Annotated in this window: 17 protein-coding genes; 16 read left to right on the plus strand and 1 reads right to left on the minus strand. The window is 31.6% G+C overall.

What is annotated here, in order from left to right:
• Window positions 1–78 precede the first annotated feature (78 nt).
• The 15 genes from ASC44_RS09540 (at window position 79) to ASC44_RS09610 (ending at window position 16,615) form a co-directional block, all read left to right on the plus strand.
• The gene (locus tag ASC44_RS09540; protein ID WP_055447373.1) at window positions 79–807 is read left to right on the plus strand and encodes a hypothetical protein; all 729 of its coding nucleotides are present in this window, start codon (window positions 79–81) and stop codon (window positions 805–807) included.
• 9 nt (window positions 808–816) lie between these two features.
• Window positions 817–1,212, plus strand: coding sequence for a DoxX family protein (locus tag ASC44_RS09545; protein ID WP_055447374.1), 396 nt, complete (start codon window positions 817–819; stop codon window positions 1,210–1,212).
• Window positions 1,205–1,876 (plus strand): 16S rRNA (cytidine(1402)-2'-O)-methyltransferase, encoded by a 672-nt coding sequence (gene rsmI, locus ASC44_RS09550; RefSeq protein ID WP_055447375.1) that lies wholly within the window; start codon window positions 1,205–1,207, stop codon window positions 1,874–1,876. The genes ASC44_RS09545 and rsmI overlap by 8 nt, the downstream gene beginning before the upstream one ends.
• Before the next feature lie 18 nt (window positions 1,877–1,894).
• Window positions 1,895–3,634: a M28 family peptidase gene (locus ASC44_RS09555; protein WP_055447376.1), complete on the plus strand. Its 1,740-nt coding sequence runs from the start codon at window positions 1,895–1,897 to the stop codon at window positions 3,632–3,634.
• A complete protein-coding gene (locus tag ASC44_RS09560) occupies window positions 3,635–4,204 on the plus strand; it encodes a uracil-DNA glycosylase family protein (protein ID WP_055447377.1) in 570 nt (189 codons plus the stop codon).
• A 164-nt stretch (window positions 4,205–4,368) separates the two neighbouring features.
• Window positions 4,369–5,106 (plus strand): GLPGLI family protein, encoded by a 738-nt coding sequence (locus ASC44_RS09565; RefSeq protein WP_055447378.1) that lies wholly within the window; start codon window positions 4,369–4,371, stop codon window positions 5,104–5,106.
• Between the two features lie 26 nt (window positions 5,107–5,132).
• A complete protein-coding gene (locus ASC44_RS09570; protein WP_055447379.1) occupies window positions 5,133–5,900 on the plus strand; it encodes a GLPGLI family protein in 768 nt (255 codons plus the stop codon).
• A gap of 17 nt (window positions 5,901–5,917) precedes the next feature.
• The gene (locus ASC44_RS09575; RefSeq protein WP_241491424.1) at window positions 5,918–8,596 is read left to right on the plus strand and encodes a TonB-dependent receptor; all 2,679 of its coding nucleotides are present in this window, start codon (window positions 5,918–5,920) and stop codon (window positions 8,594–8,596) included.
• Between the two features lie 441 nt (window positions 8,597–9,037).
• Complete coding sequence (locus ASC44_RS09580) at window positions 9,038–9,373, plus strand: hypothetical protein (protein ID WP_055447381.1); 336 nt, start codon at window positions 9,038–9,040, stop codon at window positions 9,371–9,373.
• 71 nt (window positions 9,374–9,444) lie between these two features.
• Window positions 9,445–10,275, plus strand: coding sequence for a GLPGLI family protein (locus tag ASC44_RS09585; protein WP_055447382.1), 831 nt, complete (start codon window positions 9,445–9,447; stop codon window positions 10,273–10,275).
• Between the two features lie 83 nt (window positions 10,276–10,358).
• On the plus strand, window positions 10,359–12,902 hold the full coding sequence (locus ASC44_RS09590; RefSeq protein ID WP_241491425.1) for a TonB-dependent receptor: 2,544 nt from the start codon (window positions 10,359–10,361) through the stop codon (window positions 12,900–12,902).
• A 170-nt stretch (window positions 12,903–13,072) separates the two neighbouring features.
• Window positions 13,073–14,428: a dihydrolipoyl dehydrogenase family protein gene (locus tag ASC44_RS09595; RefSeq protein WP_055447384.1), complete on the plus strand. Its 1,356-nt coding sequence runs from the start codon at window positions 13,073–13,075 to the stop codon at window positions 14,426–14,428.
• Window positions 14,429–14,522: 94 nt separating this feature from the next.
• Window positions 14,523–15,224 carry a CoA transferase subunit A gene (locus ASC44_RS09600; protein WP_055447385.1) on the plus strand — a complete coding sequence of 234 codons (702 nt, stop codon included), beginning with the start codon at window positions 14,523–14,525 and terminating at the stop codon, window positions 15,222–15,224.
• A 101-nt stretch (window positions 15,225–15,325) separates the two neighbouring features.
• Window positions 15,326–15,979 carry a CoA transferase subunit B gene (locus tag ASC44_RS09605; protein WP_055447386.1) on the plus strand — a complete coding sequence of 218 codons (654 nt, stop codon included), beginning with the start codon at window positions 15,326–15,328 and terminating at the stop codon, window positions 15,977–15,979.
• A gap of 9 nt (window positions 15,980–15,988) precedes the next feature.
• The gene (locus tag ASC44_RS09610) at window positions 15,989–16,615 is read left to right on the plus strand and encodes a hypothetical protein (RefSeq protein WP_055447387.1); all 627 of its coding nucleotides are present in this window, start codon (window positions 15,989–15,991) and stop codon (window positions 16,613–16,615) included.
• Window positions 16,616–16,953: 338 nt separating this feature from the next.
• Here ASC44_RS09610 and ASC44_RS09615 read toward each other — a convergent pair whose 3' ends face one another.
• Window positions 16,954–18,639 carry an ABC transporter ATP-binding protein gene (locus ASC44_RS09615; protein ID WP_055447388.1) on the minus strand — a complete coding sequence of 562 codons (1,686 nt, stop codon included), beginning with the start codon at window positions 18,637–18,639 and terminating at the stop codon, window positions 16,954–16,956.
• A gap of 181 nt (window positions 18,640–18,820) precedes the next feature.
• On the opposite strand from ASC44_RS09615, the gene ASC44_RS09620 reads away from it, so the two are divergent.
• The gene (locus ASC44_RS09620; RefSeq protein ID WP_083476273.1) at window positions 18,821–21,478 is read left to right on the plus strand and encodes a GEVED domain-containing protein; all 2,658 of its coding nucleotides are present in this window, start codon (window positions 18,821–18,823) and stop codon (window positions 21,476–21,478) included.
• The last annotated feature ends 32 nt before the right edge of the window (window positions 21,479–21,510 follow it).

The raw sequence follows: 21,510 nt of genomic DNA on the forward strand, positions 1-21,510 counted from the left end.
GTATAAAGGTGGCTCAAATTTATTAAAAATCAAAAGCCTAAATTGTATAAATTTGAATAATTATAAAAATTTTAATCTATGAAGAAGAAGTTAGAATCCGAATTGATGAGCATTGCTCACAAGATTCTTAAACTAAAAGGGAAAGAAGATGTAAATAGAATGCATGCTGAAGTTGCTGCTTTATACGAAAAACTTACCGTTTTAAAATTTGCACAAGAAAATTTTGATGACCATTTGCCTACAATAGGAAATGATTCTTCATTTTTTGGTATGTTAGATACTGCTTTTAATAATACTGTAAGTGATAATATAGAGGTTGGGAGTAAAACATATATTGATTTAGATGAGCGTGACGATGATGAAATAATGGAGCCAGTAATGGAGAAAATTAAGGATATGGTTGCGCAGATGCCTCAAGAAACACAGGAGGTTGATGCTATTTTCGAAGCATTAAAGCCTAAATACCATAAAAATGATTTTGAAGAGATTACTGCAGATTTTAACGAAAGTCCGATTTTTGATAAGGTAAGTGATGTTAAGACTACTGAAAAAAAATCGTTAAACGATAAATTAAAGTCTGGAGGATTAACTATTGGCTTAAATGATAAATTGGCTTTTATTAAGCACTTGTTCGATGGTAAAAATGAAGATTATGATCGTGTCATTTCTCAATTAAATACGATGTCTAGTTTTAAGGAAGCTAATACTTTTATAGAAAATAATGTAAAACCAGATTATAGGTCTTGGGCAGGTAAAGATGAGTATGTTGAGCGTTTTATGCTAATTATCGAATCAAGATTTAATTAAGAGATTTTAATGACTATTAAAAAAATAATTTATTGGATTGCCACATTAGGTGTTTGCGGTATATTTCTATTTTCGGCAGCTATGTATTTTACAGAATACGATATGGTAAAAGGCTTCTTTGAGATGCTTAATCATCCCTCGTATCTTGTTTATCCTCTAGCAACACTAAAAATTATTGGTGTTAGTATGATTCTGTGGAGAAAAAGTAATTGGTTAACAGAATGGGCTTATGCAGGTTTCTTTTTTAATGCGGTTTTAGCAAGTGCTGCGCATTATAATGCAGGTCATGACATTGGATTATCCTATGTAGTGATTCCATTAATTCTAATATCTTACTTTTTAGGTAAAACAGTTAGACAAGAATTTAAAAAGATTTCCGATGTCTCGGAAAATAAATATGAGTAAATTATATATAGTACCAACACCAATAGGAAATCTTGAAGACATGACTTTTAGAGCCATTTCGGTTTTAAAATCTGCCGATTCTATTTTAGCTGAAGACACCAGAACTTCAGGGAAACTCTTGAAGCACTACGAGATAAAAACACCAATGCAAAGCCATCACATGCATAACGAGCATAAAACGGTCGAGCGTTTGGTCGAGCGTTTAAAAAGTGGTGAAACTATTGCGCTTATAAGTGATGCCGGAACACCTGCTATTAGTGATCCAGGATTTTTGCTTACAAGAGCTTGTGTAGAAAACGGCATCGAGGTAGATTGCTTACCAGGAGCAACCGCTTTTGTTCCAGCGTTGGTAAACTCTGGTTTGCCAAACAATAAATTTGTGTTCGAAGGTTTTTTGCCAGTTAAAAAAGGAAGACAAACACGCTTAAAGCTACTTGCCGAAGAAACGCGAACGATCATTTTTTATGAAAGTCCGCATAAGCTAATAAAAACATTAGGTCATTTTTGCGAGTATTTTGGAGAAGACAGACCAGTTTCTGTATCTCGAGAATTAACCAAAATGTTCGAAGAAACCATTAGAGGCACAGCCAAAGAAGTTTTAGCACATTATACTAATAAGCCACCAAAAGGCGAGATTGTTATTGTTGTTGGTGGTAAGAAATAAATGTTAAAATCAAAATAAATGTTTAAAAAGCAGATTTCTATTTTAGTTGTTGCAATCTTATTTATAAGTTGTAATACTACTAAAATTGGCAAAGAAATACAGTCGCAAAATACTAAAAACCCAGATTATTCTAAGCTTGTAAGTAATAATTTCACAGGTGATTTATCATATCAAACTACGGCGTTTGTTGAAAAATATTGGCGAGTAGTTGGTAATAAAGGTTTCGATGCTAGTATTTACGAAATAGAAAGAGAGCTTAAAAAAGCAGGATATGTAAATGAAGAGAATGCGGTTCCTGAAACTATTTTTACTTATAGAATAGAAAAACGAGCGCTTAAAAATCCAACTTGGGAACCCGTTTCTGCAATTGTGAAAATAGAAGGAGAAGATAAGCCATTGCTTCATCAAGACACAAATAGAAATATGGTGATGTTAAATTCTTATAGCACACCAAGAGAAGGCATAAATGCAGAAGTTATACATATTGCGGATGTTTCGAAATTAAAAGACATAGATGTCAAAGGGAAAATAGTGTTTGCAGAAACGAGTCCGTTTAGAGTGTTTCATGCAGCACTTGTTAGAGGTGGAGCAGTTGGGATGATGACTTACGATAATCCTAAATATTTACAACCAGAGAAAAATACGACGTCAATCCAATTTCGCTCAATGCCTTTAAATCAAAATTTAAAACCATGGGCAATTGCATTGTCTTACGAAGCAAAAGAGAGATTAAAATTAGCTTTAGGAAAAGGTAAAGTAAATGTAAACGTTGCTATAGAAACTAAAATATATCCTTCTGAAGAACTTACTATTATTGCAGAAATTAAAGGAGCTAAAAATCCAAAAGAACGTTTAGTTTTTAGTGCGCATATTCAAGAGCCTGGAGCAAATGATAACGCAACAGGAGTTGGAGTCGCTCTAGAAATGGCTACTGTAACAGCAAAACTTATTAAAGACGGGAAGTGGTCTAACAATCGAACATTAACCTTTCTTTGGGGAGACGAAATAGTTTCAACACAACGTTATGTTAAAGAAGATAAAACCAGAGCAAAAGATATTAAATGGGGAATTAGCCTAGATATGGTAGGTGAAGACACCAATATTACTGGCGGTACGTTTTTAATTGAGAAAATGCCAGATCCAAGTGCAATTTGGACAAGAGGAAATGATAAGCATACAGAGTGGGGAGGAAGTAAAATGAGCTTACGCCAAATGAAACCTCATTACTTAAACGATTTTTTAATCAATATTTTTAAAGAACAAGGCAAAAGAGCCAATTGGGTTGTAGAAACGAATCCTTATGAAGGAGGAAGTGATCATACGCCATTTTTGAAAGCAAACATTCCAGGTGTTCTTTTTTGGCATTTTACAGATCAATTTTATCATACAGATAATGATAGATTAGATAAAGTCTCGAAAACTACGCTTAAAAATGTTGGAACTGCTTCTTTGATATCTGCTTACAAGCTTTTAAATGCTGATGAAAATTTAGCTAGAGAAATAATAAAACAAATTGAAAGTTCTGCAATAAAAAGATTAAACGTAGAGTTAAATCAAGGGCGTTTAGCCTTAGAAAAAGGAGATGATTTAAAAACACAAGTTGCTATTTTAGAAGCCTGGAAGGAGTGGTATATTAAAGCTTTGGATACCACAAAAGATATGGTTGAAGATAATTCTATTATAAGTGAAGATATCTCAAAAGCTCAAAACGGTATAAAAATAACAACTGCAAACAATATTAATAGCTTAAGTAGTTAGGTGGAAACTTTGCTCTACAATATTAGACAATGTGCTATTTGCAAAGCCCATTTACCTCTTGGTCCACGACCGGTTGTAACTGCAAATCCAGAATCTAAAATTGTAATTATTGGGCAAGCTCCAGGAACTAAAGTGCACGATTCTGGAATTCCTTGGGACGACCAAAGCGGTAAGAAATTAAGGCAATGGTTAAATGTTAGCGATGCCGATTTCTACAACACTAAAAACTTCGCGATTATTCCAATGGGATTTTGCTATCCAGGCAAAGGAAAAACAGGAGATTTACCACCAAGAAAAGAATGCGCTCCAGAATGGCATGAGCAGTTACTTAATAAAATGCCTAATGTAGAATTAGTATTACTAATTGGTGCTTATGCTCAAAAATATTATTTAAAAGATAGTTTTAAAAAGAACCTTACCGAAACTGTTGGTGAGTATAAAATGTATTTACCAAGCTACTTTCCAATGCCTCATCCTTCACCAATCAATAGATTTTGGAGAAGTAAAAACCCTTGGTTCGAGGAGTTGGTTGTGCTTGATCTGCAGAAAATTGTTAAATCTATCTTGTAGAAAATATGTTTCTCACTCCAATTACGGTTTTTACCGTAACCTAAATTGAGTAAAAATCTATGTTTTCGATGAACAACACAAAATACTAGTCATTAGTTTTTGTTATTGACATGCTTTTTAATATTTTTAAAATAAATAACATTAGAAATTTGAATCTTTTTTATATGAAACACCTCATTTACGTATACCTTTCTCTTATTTGTGTTTCTGCTTTTTCTCAAACAAATAGAACTATATTAGTAGAGTACCAAGCAACATTAGACGATAAGTCTCTAAATGAAGGTTTCGAAAAAATAATAAAAAAAGATACAAATGCACTTTATGCAAAAACACTTAAAAGTATAATAAGCGCAACCGAACCGGTTAAACTTTATTTAAAGGTTGTTAATTCTGAATCTTTATTTTTTCAAGAAGAGAAAATGGAAATAGGGAATAAAAAACTTAATATAACTTCAATTATAGCAGGAAAAGGAACTATTTATACAAACATAAAATCTAAAGAACAATTAAGAGCAATTGATGCTTATGGAAAAGATTTTTTAATTAAAAGAAGCACAGATTCTTTGGTATGGAAACTGCATAAAGAAACTAAAACTATAGGCCAATATTTGTGCTACAAAGCAACAACAGTTAATGTTGTAGTTAATAAAAAAGGAAGGCATGAAGAAGAGGTTGTTGCATGGTATACGCCTCAAGTTTCTGTTCCATTTGGTCCTTCTAGATATTGTCATTTGCCAAGTTTAATTTTAGAATTACAAAAAGGAAAACTAAGTTACAAAGCCTTTAAAGTTGTAATTAATCCAGAGCGTATTGTAGAAATAACAAAACCTACAAAAGGAAAAGCAATTACAAAAGAAGAGTTTGATGTCATTGGATTAGAAATGTCCTTAGATTATAACTAGAATAACCTATATATTAAAACAATTACATGAGATTTAATTTACATTTTTTTCTATTATTAATATTAGTAACACTAGTTGGTAGTGCTCAAAATCAAAACGGGACTGCTAAGTATTTCTTTAGTTCGGGAGATAACTCTAAATCTTTAAAAAAAGTAGACTCATTAATTAATTCAGATGGTCTAACAAATGAAAAAGAAGAGGTGCTTTCCATAGTAAAAGATTTATTTAATGATGATGGATCTAATATTAAATTTATTTTAAATTTTAATAAAAAGGAATCACATTTTGAAGTAGAGAAGGGATTGAGTGTTGGAGAAAAAGGAGAAATGCAAAGTGTATTTCTAAAAAGCCTTTCTAAAGCAAAAAGTAAATTCTATTTTAACAGGTCTACTAAAGAAATTATTGAACAAAAGGATTTTTTGGGAGAAACATATTTAATAGAATCTAAAAGCGATTCTTTAAAATGGAAGCTAGTAAATGAAAAAAGAATTATAAACGGCTACACGTGTTATAAAGCAGAAGCCTACAAAAAAAGATATAATTTATCTGGTAGCACATCTTTAGATAAGATTGTGGTATGGTATGCTCCAGAAATAGCAATACCGTATGGGCCTTATGGTTATTGCGGTTTACCTGGTCTTGTTGTAGATGTATACGAAAAACAAAGAAGAATAACTTTAGCGCAATTAGAATTCACAAAAGAGGAGACGAAAATAAAACCCTTATCAAAAGGCATAAAAACGACTGAGGAGGACTTGATGAAAAATGCTATTAGTAAATACCGCAAACAATAATTAATTAGCACAGATTATTGAATACACTTATAAAAATTCATGTAGTGTTAATGTTTTTAGGAGGCTTTTCTCTAAGCGCCCAAAACATAACCGTTTCTGGTAAAGTACAAGACAGCCTACAAACACCATTAGATTACGCTAATATTTTAGCAGTACCAGAAAGCGATAGCGAACTTCGTTTTGCCATAACCAAAGACAATGGCGACTACCAATTAAAACTAGAGCAAAACCAAACCTATAAAATAACAGTAAGTTATTTAGGCTATTTACCTCAAGAAAGAGCTATTACTACAACTATAGAAAACCTAACTAAAAACTTTACACTACAAGTAAACCACAATCAACTCGACGAGGTTACTTTAAACTACACACCACCAATTACAGTTAAAAAAGACACCACAACTTATCGTGTAGATAAATTTGTAACAGGAGAAGAACGTAAACTAAAAGATGTTTTAAAAAAATTACCAGGTGTCGAGGTCGACAGAGCAGGTAATGTAACTGTACAAGGCAAAAAAGTTACCAAAGTGTTAGTAGAAGGTAAAACTTTTTTTACAGGAAACAGCAAGCTTGCCGTAAACAATATTCCGGCAGATGCTGTAGACGAGGTTGAGGTTTTAGATAATTACAACGATGTTGCCATGCTAAAAGGTTTGCAAGATAGCGAAGACCTTGCCATGAATATTAAACTAAAAGAAGACAAAAAAAACTTTGCCTTTGGAGATGTTGAGGTTGGAGCAGGTATTAAAGATCGTTATGTAATACACCCAAACTTATTTTATTACAGTCCAAAAACTAATATTAACCTTATTGGCGATTTAAATAATACAGGCACAAAAAGTTTTACGTTTAGAGATTATTTAGAGTTCGAAAGTGGTTTTGGGAAACTAATGAGCGACTCTGGTGGTTATTTTAATTTATTTAATAGCGATTTTGCGCAGTATTTAGCAAACCAAGATTTTAAAAGCAATACTAACCAATTTGGTGCTTTAAACATAAGGCAAGCTATAAGCGATGTTACAGATATTTCTGGTTATGTTATTTCTAGTAAAGCAAAAGTAGAAACCCAAAACAACACCATTAACCAATACAATTTTGGAGAACCTTTTACAGAAAACAGAATAACTACAAATAATGCCAATACCTTTTTTACAATTGGTAAAGTAACCATAGATTATGATCCAACATACAAAGAGGACTTTGCTTATAATAGCTTTGTAAAAGTAACTAATAACACTAGTAATGGTTTAATAAATACTAATAGTATAAACCAGAATAATACTATCAATACACTTACAGATATTGTAGGATTAAATCTTAAGCAAAACGTAAGTTATAGTAGAAAACTTTCTAAAAAACACACAGGAACGCTAGAAGCAACTTACAATTATAAAAACGACGAGCCTCTAGTAAACTGGCTTACCAATCAAGAAATACTACCAGGATTAATACCATTACAAACCGATGCTGTTTTTAATATTTTGCAAACCAAAACAGTAAACACACACAATGCAAGTGCTATTGTAAAAGACTATTGGGTTGTAAATAATTTTAACCATTTGTATACGAGTTTAGGTGTAAATGCAGCATTCAATAGTTTCGAGAATCAAGATGTACAACAGTTAAGTAATGGAGAAATTAATAATTTTAACTCAGCTGGTTTTGGTAACGCTTTAAAGTACAATTTTATAGATACGTTTGTAGGTTTGGAGTATAAATTCCAAACAGGTATTACTACTTTTAAGCCAGCTTTATATTATCATTTTTACAATTGGCAAGTTAACCAGCAAGACTCTCAAATTAGTAAAACAAAAGCTCTGGTTTTACCACAGCTTATCATTAAAACGGAGTTTAATTCTAGTCAGAAATTAAATTTCAAGTATAAATTAAATGCACGTTTTTCAACCGTAAACCGTTTGGTAAACAATTTTATGTTATCTAGTTTTAATAGTGTCTCTCGTGGGAATCCAGATTTAGATAATACGTTATATCACTCAGCAAGTTTAACATATTACAAATTTAGTTTGTTTAAAAACTTAAATTTAAACTTGAGTACAAGCTTTAATAAAAAAGTTAAGGATTATAAAAATGTAACACAATTAGATGGTATTAATCAGTTTAACACATCAATTTTATTCGAGCAGCCAGAACACAGTTGGAATGTAAGTGGTAGAATAGCCAAAAAGATAAAGAAAATTAAATATAAGTTTAGAGGCAGTTATAGCTATCGCGATTTCTTTCAAATTGTAAATACCGAAACCAATAAAAACATATCTAAAAATGTATCTGGAACTTTAAGTGCCGAAACATCTTTTAAAAAGCATCCAAACATAGAAATTGGTTACACTAAAGATTTTAATAATTATCGCTCAAGCGGAAGCATTTCTAAGTTCGAAAACGATGCCTTTTTTGTAAACATTGAATACGATTTTTTAAATGATTTTATTTTTAAAGCAGATTATAATTTAGATAACTACCAAAACAAAAGTTTAAATATTAAAAACACTTTCGATACTGCCAATGCATCACTTTTTTACCAAGTAGAAGATAGTGCTTGGGGATTCGAGATTAACGCAACTAATGTGTTTAACACCAAATTTAAACAAGACAATAGTTTTAGCGACTTTTTAATTACCGATAGCCAAACTTTTATTCTACCAAGAATAATCATGTTTAAAGTGGCTTATAAATTGTAGATATTGCTCATTAGTTTTATTTAGGAAGAAATCATGAATACTATGAAATTTAAAGGTCTGTTTTGAAACTCATTGTTTAAGGTGTTGGCTATAAAATGGTTACGAAAAGTTGTTAAAACCATTTCGTAGAAAACTAGAATTTCCACTCCAATTACGGTTTTTACCGTAACACAAATTGACTAAATACACACGTTTTCGATAAAATACACATAAACACCTACCAAAATTTGTGAGGCTCGCTATTTTTTTTTTAGGTTTACAAAGTATTCAATATTAAGTTGAGTTTTAAGAAGCCTCACATTAATAGAGAATATGGTTGCAACTTAATAACCTGCGCAGGTTTATTTATCAATGATATAGCTTCTTAAAAAATGCTTCTTAGCTTCTTAAATTTTATTAACCAACCAGTTAAAACTAAAAACTGGTTTAAAATTTTAAATTATGAAAAATGTATTTTTTGCACTAGCTTTTATGCTAGTAGGAACGTTTGCTTTTGCAAACAATTTAGATGAAGCAAAACTGAATGTAGAAGAAACTATTGAAGTTTCAAACAACAACGAAGTAAATCAGATTGACTACTCTTCTTTCAAGGAAATGCTACAAAATGGTAGTATCGAACAAGGAGAATTTATTAATTTTTTCTTTAAAGTAAAGTCAGTAGATTATTTAGATGGTTGTGGTAATTGGTGGACAGTTACTTACAATGATTCGGAAATAAGTGATTTCAATGCGTTCATTATAGCAGGTAACGCAATTAATCAATTAACTGGTTGTTAAAATAGATTAATGTAAATGAGGCTGTATTAAAACAAAATAGCCTCATTTATTATTATCAAAAAATAAATATTATGAAAATAAAATTCTCAATTATAGTATTGTTGTGCCTTTTCACTTCTTCTTTATTATTTTCACAAAGTAATTTAAAAGACTCGTTAAGACACGAAGTAATATATAAATATTCTTATCAAGAGAATGATAAAGATACAACTAGCTTAAAAACAGAAGACATGATTTTAAAAATCTCAAAAGATTTTTCATATTATGTCTCTTTAAATAGTATGAGGATTCGTGAAATGTCTGAAGCATTTGAAAAAACTAAAAAAATGCCTACTAACTTAAATTCCATATCAAGAGCTAAAATACATCATACTATTTTGAAAAATTATGTAAAAAACGAAATGACTTTTAGTAACATGTTTGGAATGAATTATTTTTCTTACTCAAAAAAAATTGACTCATTTAAATGGGTTCTAAATGATGAGAAAAAAGACATAATAGGATATTCTTGCCAAAAAGCGACTACGTCTTTTGCAGGCAGAGATTACACTGCTTGGTACGCTGTTGACATTCCTATCTCTGATGGTCCTTACAAATTTAACGGATTACCAGGTCTCATATTTTTAATTTATGACACTAAAAAACAATATTCCTTTGAAATTATTAGTATTAAAAACACAAATGCCTTTTTTGATACAAAAGACCCAATCTACTCAAACATAGTTACATCTTATGATGAGTATAAAACCATTGAAAATAAATTTATTAAAAAACCATCTTCAATGATGAATACAAGTGGTATACAACTACCAAAAGAACTGCTTGATAAAGCAGATAGAAGAGCAAAAGAAAAATTAAAATACGAAAACAACCCATTGGAATTAAATGAAGATGATAAATGAAGCAAATTTTAACATTATATTTTGTTTTCTTTATTTATATATGTTGTTTTTCTCAGACTAAAATTATTGGAAATTTAAAAACAGTGAATGACAAGGCAATCTCTGGAGCAAGTATAACAATTACAGAATTACAAACGGACAATATTTTAAACTATGCTATTTCTGATAATAATGGTAGTTTTTCCATTTCACTAAATAGTAAAATTGAACACTTACAAATCAATATAAGGTCAATGGGTTTTAGAACTGTTGTTAAAATAATTGATAACAAAATCCAAACCTTAAACTTTATTTTAAAAGAAGAAAGAACAGAACTTAAAGAAGTTTTAATTAAAAATAACCCGATAACACGTAAAGGCGACACCATTAATTATAGCGTTAATGCGTTTACAAAACAAGAAGATAGAACTATTGCTGATGTATTAAAAAATATGCCGGGAATTGAAGTTTTATCTGACGGTAAAATTTTATATCAAGGTAAGCCTATTAATAAGTATTATATTGAAGGCTTAGATTTATTAGAAGGTAAATACAACCTAGCAAACAGTAACCTACCACATAAAGAAGTTGTAAAAGTTCAGGTTTTAGAAAATCATCAACCTATAAAGTTATTAGATAGTTTAGTATATTCAGACCAAGCAGCTATTAATATTAAACTTAAAAACAGTCTCACCTTTACTGGTCAAGCAAAAGTTGGATCAGGAATAAGTCCTTTACTTTGGAATACTAATGTAACACCAATGTTATTCTCTAAAAAACGACAAATGCTAAGTTCTTATCAAACCAATAATACCGGTAATAATGTCGCTAAACAATTAAAAAAATTAACTATTGATGAGCTTTTAGAACAGTTTGAGCGTAATGACGAAAAGCAAGATTGGTTGTCTATTCAGCAATTAACAGTGCCCAATTTTTCAGAACAGCGTTGGTTAGATAATAACATCCATTTAATTACTACAAACTATTTGCAAAAACTTAAAAACGATTATGAATTACGTTTAAATATGTCCTATTTAAACGACTATCAACAACAAAATGGTTTTACAAATACGCAATTCTTTACCGCAAACGATACTATTGTTTTATTTGAAAACAAATACAATCAACTATATACAAGTACTTTAGAAACCAACTTAACACTTCAAAAAAATACAGACAAAAATTTCTTAAAAAACAGCTTGCAATTTCAAGGTTTTTGGGATATTCAACGTGGAAATGTTCAATTAAATACTGCTAATATTACTCAAAATTTAAGCAATCGTTATTTTAAATTATCAAACAATCTTAAAACCTTATTTCCTTTAGGTAAACAAATTGCAACTCTTAATTCATATGTAAGCTTAAATAAAACACCACAATCATTAGTTGTAAATCCTGGCCAATTTAATGATTTACTTAATAATGGAAATAATTACAACCAAGTAACACAAAACATAGATTTACAAACATTTTACACTAACAATTCGTTAGGTTTTACAAAAGGTTGGAAACAATTTAGTTTTAGTCCAAAGTTGGGTATTCAGTTTGAAAAACAGAATTTGGAAAGTAACATTTTAACTTCAGAAAATACATTTAATAACTTTGAAAATAATTTGGCTTGGACACGTTCAAAACTGTACTTTAAACTACAGACACAATATGAAAAAGATAAATGGCGAATGGAATTAACCACACCTATCAATCTTCATAATTATCAATTAGAAGATAAGCCGTTGCAGAGAGAACAAAATTTAAATCGTGTAAATTTTGAGCCTAGATTATCATTAAATTATGACCTAACTTCTTTTTGGCGCATTGGTACATCTGCAAATATTGGTAACCAATTTGGAACTATAAATCAAGTACATTACAATTATATTTTACAGAATTATAGAAGTTTACAAAGAATAGATACACCATTACCTGAAATGAAAAACCTTGGTTATTCGGCATCTTTAGGTTATAGAAACCCTATAAAATCATTGTTTTTTAGTGTGATTTATAGCAATACAACTACCGAAAATAATTTACTTTATAACAATCAGATTTTAGACAACGGAACAATGGAGTTACAAGCTATTAAGCAAGATAATATGCGCTATAGTCATAATATTATGACAAGAGCAAGCAAATACTTTAGTGATTTTGATACTAGTTTTACATTAAGTGCAAATTATAGTTTGCAAGATTTTAAACAGATATTAAATAGTGATATAACAGATATTTCAAATCAAAATTGGCGTTTTAATGGTAAATTAGACACTGATATAACGGATTGGTTGAATACAGAATTAGAATCTGTTTTTCAATTCTCAAACAGTGAAATTAAAGGACAAAATAATCAAACTATAACACAACAATTTCATAAGTTTAACATTAATATTTATCCAAAAGAAAATCAATACATTGCTTTAAAATCAGAATATGTTAAAATGAATTTGTTTTCAGAAAATGTAAAAAATTTATTTTCAGATTTAGTTTATCGTTATACTTGGAAAAAGAAAAACTTAGATTTTGAATTAGAATGGAGTAACATTTTTAACACTAAAAACTATCGAACAGTAAACATTGATGATTTTAGCTATATTGAAACAAATTTTTCATTAAGACCATCACAAGTATTATTTAAAGTTAGATTTTCATTGTAAGAATCTATATTGTATTTTTTATACTTAAATTACCGACAGTCAAACTTTTATTCTACCAAGAATTATCATGTTTAAAGTGGCTTATAAATTGTGATAACATCAAAAATTTAAGTTTTAGTTAATAGAAAATCAATAGTACTTTAATAACTTCAGTTTTTAAACTGAAAGTTATGAAAACCAAACACTACAATGTATTTGTTATTGGTTCTGGAATTGCAGGACAAACCGTTGCCAAGGCCTGTGTAGAGCAAAACTTAACCGTTGCTATTGCAGACAATAGAGAATATGGAGGAACTTGTGCTAATAGAGGTTGCGACCCTAAAAAAATGATGCTTCAATTTTCAGATTTGTTAGAGAAATCTAAACAGTTAGAACATTTAGGAATTGAAAAGTTGCCAAGAATTAATTGGAAACAAATTCAAGACTTGAAAAATAACTATGTAGATGTAATTCCTACTAGAACAGAAGAAGATTTAGAAAATTTAGGAATAGATTTATACCACCAATCACCAGAATTTAAAAATGAAGATGAGATTTTAGTTGAAGGAAAAACCATCTCTGCCGATTTTTTTATAATTGCCACAGGCAAAACGCCAAGAACATTAGCTATAAAAGGTAGTAAATTTATTGAAACTAGCGATGCAATTCTCAATCTTGAAAAAATACCAAAAACAGCAAGTTTTATAGGTTCAGGATACGTAGGCATGGAGTTTGCAAATATGTTAGCCATTTTAGGTTGTAAAGTAACCGTTTTCGAACATGGTAATGCGCCGCTTTCAAATTTCGATTCTTTTTTAGTTGAAAAACTAACCGATAAAATGAGATCTATTGGTGTAGAATTCATATTTAATGCAGAGGTTGCTTCAGTTGAAAAATTAAATAAAAATATAAGAATTAAATATTCGGTAAACGGAAATAGAAAACGACATAAAAGCAGAAAAGTCTTTAATACAGCAGGACGCGTACCTTCAGTAAAACAATTAAAATTAGAAAACGCAAATGTAGAAGTTGATGAAATGGGTGTTATTGTAAATAATTTTCTTCAAAGTAAAACCAATAAAAAAGTTTACGCCTGTGGAGATGTTTCTAATTTATCTTTACCACTAACGCCATTATCTGGACTGCAAGGTCATATTGTTGGTACAAATATAATAGAAGGAAACACAAAGGAATTTCAGTTTCCATTAGTACCTTCAACGGTGTTTACGCAACCCAATTTATCTAGTGTTGGTATGCAGGAAGCCGAAGCAAAACAACGTTACAAAAACATAACAGTTTACAAGGGTGATGCAGCGCATTGGTTTAATGCCAAGAAGGCAAACCAAGATACTTATGCTTATAAAATAATTGTTAATAAACGGACAGAAGAAATTGTTGGTGCTCATATTTTAGGTGAGGAAGCTAACGAGAATATTAATATTTTTTCGATGGCAATTAATAGCAAAATGACTGTTTCAGAATTTAAGAAGCTCATTTTTACTTATCCATCGTATACTAACGATTTAAAAAAAATGATGGCAGATTAATATTAAAATAATACTCTGAATAAATATTTACAAGCCATTCATTATCGAATGGTTTTTTATTTCATAAATTTAAGCCACAACAAAAAATACAACAATGATTAATAAAAAAGTAAACTCGGTTAACGACGCTACAAAAGGCATAAGTGATAACATGACGTTTATGCTTGGTGGTTTTGGGCTATCTGGAATTCCAGAAAACGCAATAGCGGCTTTAGTTAAAAGTAATATAAAAGGATTAACCTGTATTAGTAATAATGCTGGTGTGGACGATTTTGGTTTAGGTTTATTGCTACACCAAAAACAAATTAAAAAAATGGTGTCATCTTACGTTGGTGAGAACGATGAATTTGAAAGACAAATGCTTTCGGGAGAATTAGATGTAGAGTTAATACCGCAAGGCACACTAGCCGAGCGTTGTCGTGCTGCACAGGCAGGATTTCCAGCAATTTTTACACCTGCAGGTTATGGAACCGAAGTTGCGGAAGGTAAAGAAACACGAGAATTCGATGGTAAAATGTATGTTTTAGAGCATGCTTTTAAAGCTGATTTTGCGTTTGTAAAAGCTTGGAAAGGCGATGCTGCAGGAAATTTAGTTTTTAAAGGAACGGCTAGAAATTTTAATCCGTGTATGGCAGGAGCAGCAAAAATTACAGTTGCTGAGGTTGAAGAATTGGTGCCTGTTGGCGAATTAGATCCTAATCAAATACATATTCCAGGTATTTTTGTGCAACGTATTTTTCAAGGAGAAAAGTATGAGAAGCGTATAGAGCAAAGAACGGTTAGAACTAAAGAGTAAGTTAGTCTTACCTTTCCTGTGTAGGCAGGAAGCCACATTTCATTATTTAGGTTAATATATAAGATTTCTGCTTTTGCAGGAATGATAAAAAAGAAAACAGTATGCTTGACAAGATAGGAATAGCAAAACGTATTGCAAAAGAAGTACAAGATGGTTACTACGTAAACTTAGGAATTGGTATTCCTACATTAGTAGCTAACTATGTACGCGACGATATAGAAGTAGAGTTTCAAAGTGAAAATGGAGTTCTTGGTATGGGACCATTTCCATTCGATGGCGAAGAAGATGCAGATATTATTAACGCTGGAAAACAAACCATTACAACACTTCCAGGTGCTAGTTTTTTCGATAGCGCAATGAGTTTTGCCATGATTCGCGGACAACACGTAGATTTAACCATTTTAGGAGCTATGGAAGTTTCTGAAAATGGAGATATTGCCAACTGGAAAATACCAGGTAAAATGGTAAAAGGAATGGGCGGTGCAATGGATTTAGTAGCAAGTGCCGAGAATATTATTGTTGCTATGATGCATACTAATAAAAGAGGTGAGTCTAAAATACTTAAACAATGCAGTTTGCCATTAACAGGTGTTGGTTGTGTTAAAAAAATAGTTACCAATTTGGCTGTTTTAGAAGTTACGGATAAAGGTTTCAAACTTTTGGAACGTGCTCCTGGAGTGTCGGTAGAAGAGATTGAGAACGCTACAGAAGGCACGCTTATTATTGAAGGTGATATTCCTGAGATGAGTTTGTAATTGTGTTTCATGCGAATTAAAACATTAAAAAACACCTTTGTAAACTACCAATATCAAGAAAAAAGAGATTATAATACAATAGAAGATCGTTTTCTTAAAAATACAACCACTGCGTTAGATTTTTTGGTTAGAACAAGTGCGCTTACTATTAGTTTTATAGATAATGGTGTGCCTAAAGTGATTGATATTATCGATGTGTTAGTTGCAGATGTAGAGAACAATATTACTATTATGCCTGGACAAAAAAATGCATATAGTCCGTCTCACAATACTGTTTTGTTTTATGATACGCATGGAGTTGTATTCCGAAAAAACCATAAAAAGAGATGGTTTCGAAGTAACAAAGGTTATAATTCTCCAGTAGCTTTATTATCTCACGAGTTGATACATTGTTATAATGAAATTTTCGATGCAGAAGATTATCATAAGCGTAAACAAAATCACACCTCTAAAGGTGAAAAAATAGATGCAGATGGTCATGATTTATCATTCCCTAATGCAGAGGAAGTATTTGTTATTAAAATGACGAATCAAGTAGCAAAACGTTTAGGTGAAGATAGGCGTAGTAATTATGGCAGAAGTTATTATCCAACACAATCTGTTTTAACTACAAAGCGTGCTAAAAAGAGTAAATAAAGCTCTAAATGTTAAAATTATATGCATTTCATCGAATAATAATGCTTTTAAGCAGATTATTCTAAATTCATTTTTATATTAGCAGTCCCAAACCTATCGAATTTTTATAACCCAAATGTACCATTAGCTTAATAGCTTTGTTATGTAATACTAGTTTTACTTTGAAATTATTTTAGAATCTAAGTACAATTTCAAAGTAGAATCGGTATAAGCCCAAATCTATCATAAACAACCTACCTATGAATTCAGATTTATTTTTATTAAAGCAATACCAAAAGATTAAGGATACATTTAAATTTGTTGGAAAGATGATGTATTTAACTAAAAAGGTTTTTATGCTATAATCCTTTCGGAATAGCGTCTATTAATTTTTTAGTATACTCTTTTTTAGGTGTATTGTAAATAGCATCAGCATCATCCAACTCCTCTATTTTACCTTTATTCATAACCAGTAATTGGTCACTCATGTATTTTACTACGGCAAGATCGTGTGAAATAAATATATAGGTAAATCCAAAGTTCTCTTTCAATTCATTTAGTAAATTCAGTACTTGTGCTTGCACAGAAATATCTAAAGCAGAAACCGATTCGTCGCAAACAATTAATTTAGGTTGCAAAGCAATCGTTCTTGCAATTCCAATACGTTGTCTTTGTCCTCCAGAAAATTCGTGTGGATACCTATTAAAGTGTGACGCCTCTAAACCAACACGTTCTAAGATTTCTATTGCTTTTTCTTGCCTTTCAGTATCACTAGAAAACAGATTATGAACTTTCATAGGTTCTATTATTGCCTGTCCAACAGTTAATCTTGGATTTAGTGACGAATAAGGATCTTGAAATATTATCTGTATGTCTTTTCTAAGTGTTTTTACTTGAGCATTATTAAGTTTTGTAATGTCGTTGCCTTTAAATAATATGGTTCCAGCTGTTGGTCTGTCTAAAAGTAAAATAGCATTTCCTAAAGTGGATTTCCCGCAACCAGATTCTCCTACTAAACCTAAAGTTTCTCCTTCATATAGTTTAAAACTAACGTTATCTACGGCTTTAAAATTTTCAGATTTAGAAAATAGTCCAGACTTAGAAATGTATTCTTTTTCAAGATTAATAACTTCTAGTAAAGGCGCTTGACTGTATATTTTTTTATGCTGAACGGCTCTCATTTCAGAAGTAATAACCGTATTGCTTACATTATTATTCATAACATCTGTAATGGTTGGCAATCTTTTAAGTCTTGTGGTTAAAGATGGTCGAGAGTTTATTAAGGCTTTTGTGTAATTGTGTTGAGGTGACTTAAAAATGGCTTCCACCGTATTTTGCTCGACAATATTACCTTTATACATAACAAGGACGCGATTTGCAATTTGCGAAATCAACGATAAATCGTGAGTAATAAAAATAATACTCATTTTGGTTTCGGCTTGTAATTCTTTTAGTAGGTCTATAATATCATTTTGAACTGTAACGTCTAATGCAGTTGTAGGCTCGTCTGCAATTAAAATTTGTGGTTTACATGCAATAGCCATAGCAATCATGACACGTTGTTTTTGTCCACCAGAAATTTCATGAGGATAAGCCGAATATACACGCTCAGGTTCTGGTAATTTAACTTTTTCAAACAGTGAGAGCGTTTCTGCTTTTATTTCCTTTTTAGACAGTTTAGTATGTTGGAACAGCATTTCTTCAACTTGCTTTCCACAAGTGGTCGATGGGTTTAAAGAACTCATAGGTTCTTGAAAAATCATTGCTATTTTTTGTCCTCTAATTTTCTGAAAGGCTTTCGAAGTTATTTTAGTTAAATCATCATCATTAAAAATAATGCTACCAGATGTTATTTTTGATATTTTCTTAGGAAGCAGTCCTAAAATGGCTAAAGAAGAAACCGATTTACCAGAACCAGATTCTCCTACAATACCAAGTATTTCATTTGGGTTTAAATGATAAGAAATATTATGAATGATTTCATTTTCTTCACCGTTGGAAAAAAAGGAAATGGATAAATCTTCTATAGCTAGTAAGTGACTCATATTCTGTAAATGTAGGAATTATAGATGAAAAAATTACGGTAAAAACCGTACTCTAAGCCGAATGTTATTTTTTAGTTAGTATTTTAACGATTTTAGTTAAAACAAAACAGGTAGTTGTTAATATTTTAATACTTTCATTGTCAATTCAGTAGTAAAACAATCAACTTTTTAAATTATTCACATGAAAAAAACAATTACACTATCAATTTTATGTTTTTTATTTACGTTTGTCGCATTTGCTCAACAACAACGAGAATGCGCATCTATGGAAAACTTAGAATATCGAAAACAACAAGATCCAAATCTTGAGCAACGTATGGCAGATATTGAAGCCTTTACTAAAGCGAAAGTTTCTCAATCTGAAAACTCACAAAACAAAATTGTAGGAAATCTTATTACAATTCCTGTTGTGGTACATGTATTATATAGAAACTCTACAGAGAATATTAGTGTTGCTCAAATACAGTCTCAATTAGACGTTTTAAACGAAGATTTTAGACGTACAAATCCAGATGCAGATAATACTTGGTCTCAAGCTGCAGATACACAAATTGAATTTTGCTTATCAACCGTAGATCCTAACGGAAATACAACTACTGGTATTACTAGAAAGTCTACAACTAGACAAGATTGGGGAACAAGTGACGACATGAAAAGAACCTCAACAGGAGGTATTAATCCTTGGAATACAAGCGAATATTTAAATATGTGGATAGTACCTCAAATGATAAGTAATGGTAACACTATATTAGGTTATGCTCAATTTCCTGGTGGAAGTGCTGCAACAGATGGTGTTGTAATGGGATATAACTATTTTGGAAGAACTGGCGCTGTTACAGCTCCTTTTGATGGAGGAAGAACAACAACTCACGAAATTGGTCATTATTTTAACTTACGTCATATTTGGGGTGACAGTAACTGTGGAAACGATTTTGTAAGCGATACACCAACACATCAAACTTCTAATGGAGGTTGTCCAACAGGTCAAACATCATGTGGTTCTACAGATATGGTAGAAAACTATATGGATTACACAAACGATTCGTGCATGAACCTATTTACGCAAGGTCAAAAAACAAGAATGAGAGCAGTATTAGAAGCAGGAGGAGCGAGACGTACTTTAGCGTTATCAGATAAATGTGGAAGTACTGGAACAACACCAACATGTACAGACGGTATTCAAAACGGAACAGAAACAGGAGTAGATTGTGGAGGTTCTTGTACACCATGTACTACTGGGCCACAATATTGCGCATCTCAAGGAAATAGTGTAAACGATGAGTATATTTCTAGAGTGCAATTAGGAAGTATAAATAATGTTTCTGGAGCACAGTTATATTCAGATTTTACAAGTATTTCTACTAATCTAACCAAAGGAGCTTCAAGCACAATTACTATTACTCCAACTTGGACTGGTACAACGTATTCTGAAGGCTATGCCGTTTGGATAGATTATAATAAGGATGGCGATTTTACAGATTCTGGAGAACAGGTTTTCTCTAAAGCAGCATCTAGCGGAACAACAGCAAGCGGAAGCTTTACAGTGCCTACAGGAGCGTCTTCTGGAGATACTAGAATGAGAGTTTCTATGAAATATAACGGTGTACCAACATCTTGCGAAACGTTTGGTTATGGTGAAGTAGAAGACTATACGGTTAATATTGTTACAGGAGTAGCAGATACTGTTAAGCCGGTAATTACGAGAACAGGAAGCGCAACTATTAATCTTACAGTTGGAGATACTTACAGTGAGTTAGGAGCGACTGCAACAGATAATATAGACGGAAACTTAACATCAAGTATTGTTACAACAGGAACGGTAAACACTAATTCTGCAGGAACTTATACAAGAAACTATAACGTAGGTGATGCAGCTGGAAATGCAGCAAACCAAGTCTCTAGAAGTATTGTAGTAAGTCCAGCAAGTACATCTGGTTGTTCAGGATCTATTTCATCTTTCCCTTATAGCGAAAGTTTCGAAAACACGCTAGGAGCATGGACTCAAGGTACAGGAGACGATTTTAATTGGACAGTAGATGCAAGTGGAACACCATCAAGTAACACAGGTCCTTCTAGTGCAAGTTCAGGTTCTTATTATGTGTATATGGAATCTTCTGCACCAAATAACGCTACTAAACGTGCTATTTTAGAGTCACCATGTTTTGATTTATCAGGCGTATCTCAAGCATCATTTAGTTTTAAATATCATATGTATGGAGCAGCTGCCATGGGTAGTTTAAATGTGGCTATAAGCACAAACAATGGTTCTTCATGGTCTACACTATGGACAAGATCTGGAAACCAAGGAAACTCATGGGAAGATGCATCAATAGATTTATCATCTTATTCAGGAACAATAAAATTAAGATTCGATGGTACAACAGGTACAACTTGGCAAGGTGATATGGCTGTAGATGCTATAGTAATTTCTGCTGGATCGGCTTCTTCAGATAAATGCGCGGGAGTTTCACCTTATGTTAGTGGGCAATCGTACGCAACGGGAGAACAAGTAACTTATAACGGTTCCCTGTATGAAAGAACAGCTTCTGGTTGGACTAACCTTGGAACTTGCGGAACAGCAAGAGTAGCAAACGAAGGTTTTGTTCAATACTTAGGAGTTGAAATTTCGGTATATCCAAACCCAGTAAAAGGTAATATGTTATACGTTAAATCTAATATAGAAAGCTTACCTTTCACGATAGTTAATATGTTAGGACAGCAAGTTGCAAAAGGAACAGCTACACACGGTGTAGATGTTGCAAACCTTCAAGCTGGATTGTATATGATTCAGTTTAACGTAAATAACACATTAGAAACAAGAAAATTCATTAAGCAGTAAATTTTATCCCTTAAACTAACTAAAATTATTGC

Origin of the sequence: Lacinutrix mariniflava, from assembly GCF_001418015.1 — a bacterium.
GTDB lineage: Bacteria > Bacteroidota > Bacteroidia > Flavobacteriales > Flavobacteriaceae > Lacinutrix > Lacinutrix mariniflava.

What these genes read in the sequence shown, in the direction of transcription:
- ASC44_RS09545 (WP_055447374.1), top strand. Translation starts at nt 817, where the DNA reads ATGACTATTAAAAAAATAATTTATTGGATTGCCACATTAGGTGTTTGC.
- ASC44_RS09615 (WP_055447388.1), bottom strand. Translation starts at nt 18,639, where the DNA reads ATGAGTCACTTACTAGCTATAGAAGATTTATCCATTTCCTTTTTTTCC.
- ASC44_RS09600 (WP_055447385.1), top strand. Translation starts at nt 14,523, where the DNA reads ATGATTAATAAAAAAGTAAACTCGGTTAACGACGCTACAAAAGGCATA.
- ASC44_RS09595 (WP_055447384.1), top strand. Translation starts at nt 13,073, where the DNA reads ATGAAAACCAAACACTACAATGTATTTGTTATTGGTTCTGGAATTGCA.
- ASC44_RS09570 (WP_055447379.1), top strand. Translation starts at nt 5,133, where the DNA reads ATGAGATTTAATTTACATTTTTTTCTATTATTAATATTAGTAACACTA.
- ASC44_RS09605 (WP_055447386.1), top strand. Translation starts at nt 15,326, where the DNA reads ATGCTTGACAAGATAGGAATAGCAAAACGTATTGCAAAAGAAGTACAA.
- ASC44_RS09620 (WP_083476273.1), top strand. Translation starts at nt 18,821, where the DNA reads ATGAAAAAAACAATTACACTATCAATTTTATGTTTTTTATTTACGTTT.
- ASC44_RS09580 (WP_055447381.1), top strand. Translation starts at nt 9,038, where the DNA reads ATGAAAAATGTATTTTTTGCACTAGCTTTTATGCTAGTAGGAACGTTT.
- ASC44_RS09610 (WP_055447387.1), top strand. Translation starts at nt 15,989, where the DNA reads ATGCGAATTAAAACATTAAAAAACACCTTTGTAAACTACCAATATCAA.
- ASC44_RS09585 (WP_055447382.1), top strand. Translation starts at nt 9,445, where the DNA reads ATGAAAATAAAATTCTCAATTATAGTATTGTTGTGCCTTTTCACTTCT.
- ASC44_RS09565 (WP_055447378.1), top strand. Translation starts at nt 4,369, where the DNA reads ATGAAACACCTCATTTACGTATACCTTTCTCTTATTTGTGTTTCTGCT.
- ASC44_RS09555 (WP_055447376.1), top strand. Translation starts at nt 1,895, where the DNA reads ATGTTTAAAAAGCAGATTTCTATTTTAGTTGTTGCAATCTTATTTATA.
- ASC44_RS09540 (WP_055447373.1), top strand. Translation starts at nt 79, where the DNA reads ATGAAGAAGAAGTTAGAATCCGAATTGATGAGCATTGCTCACAAGATT.
- rsmI (WP_055447375.1), top strand. Translation starts at nt 1,205, where the DNA reads ATGAGTAAATTATATATAGTACCAACACCAATAGGAAATCTTGAAGAC.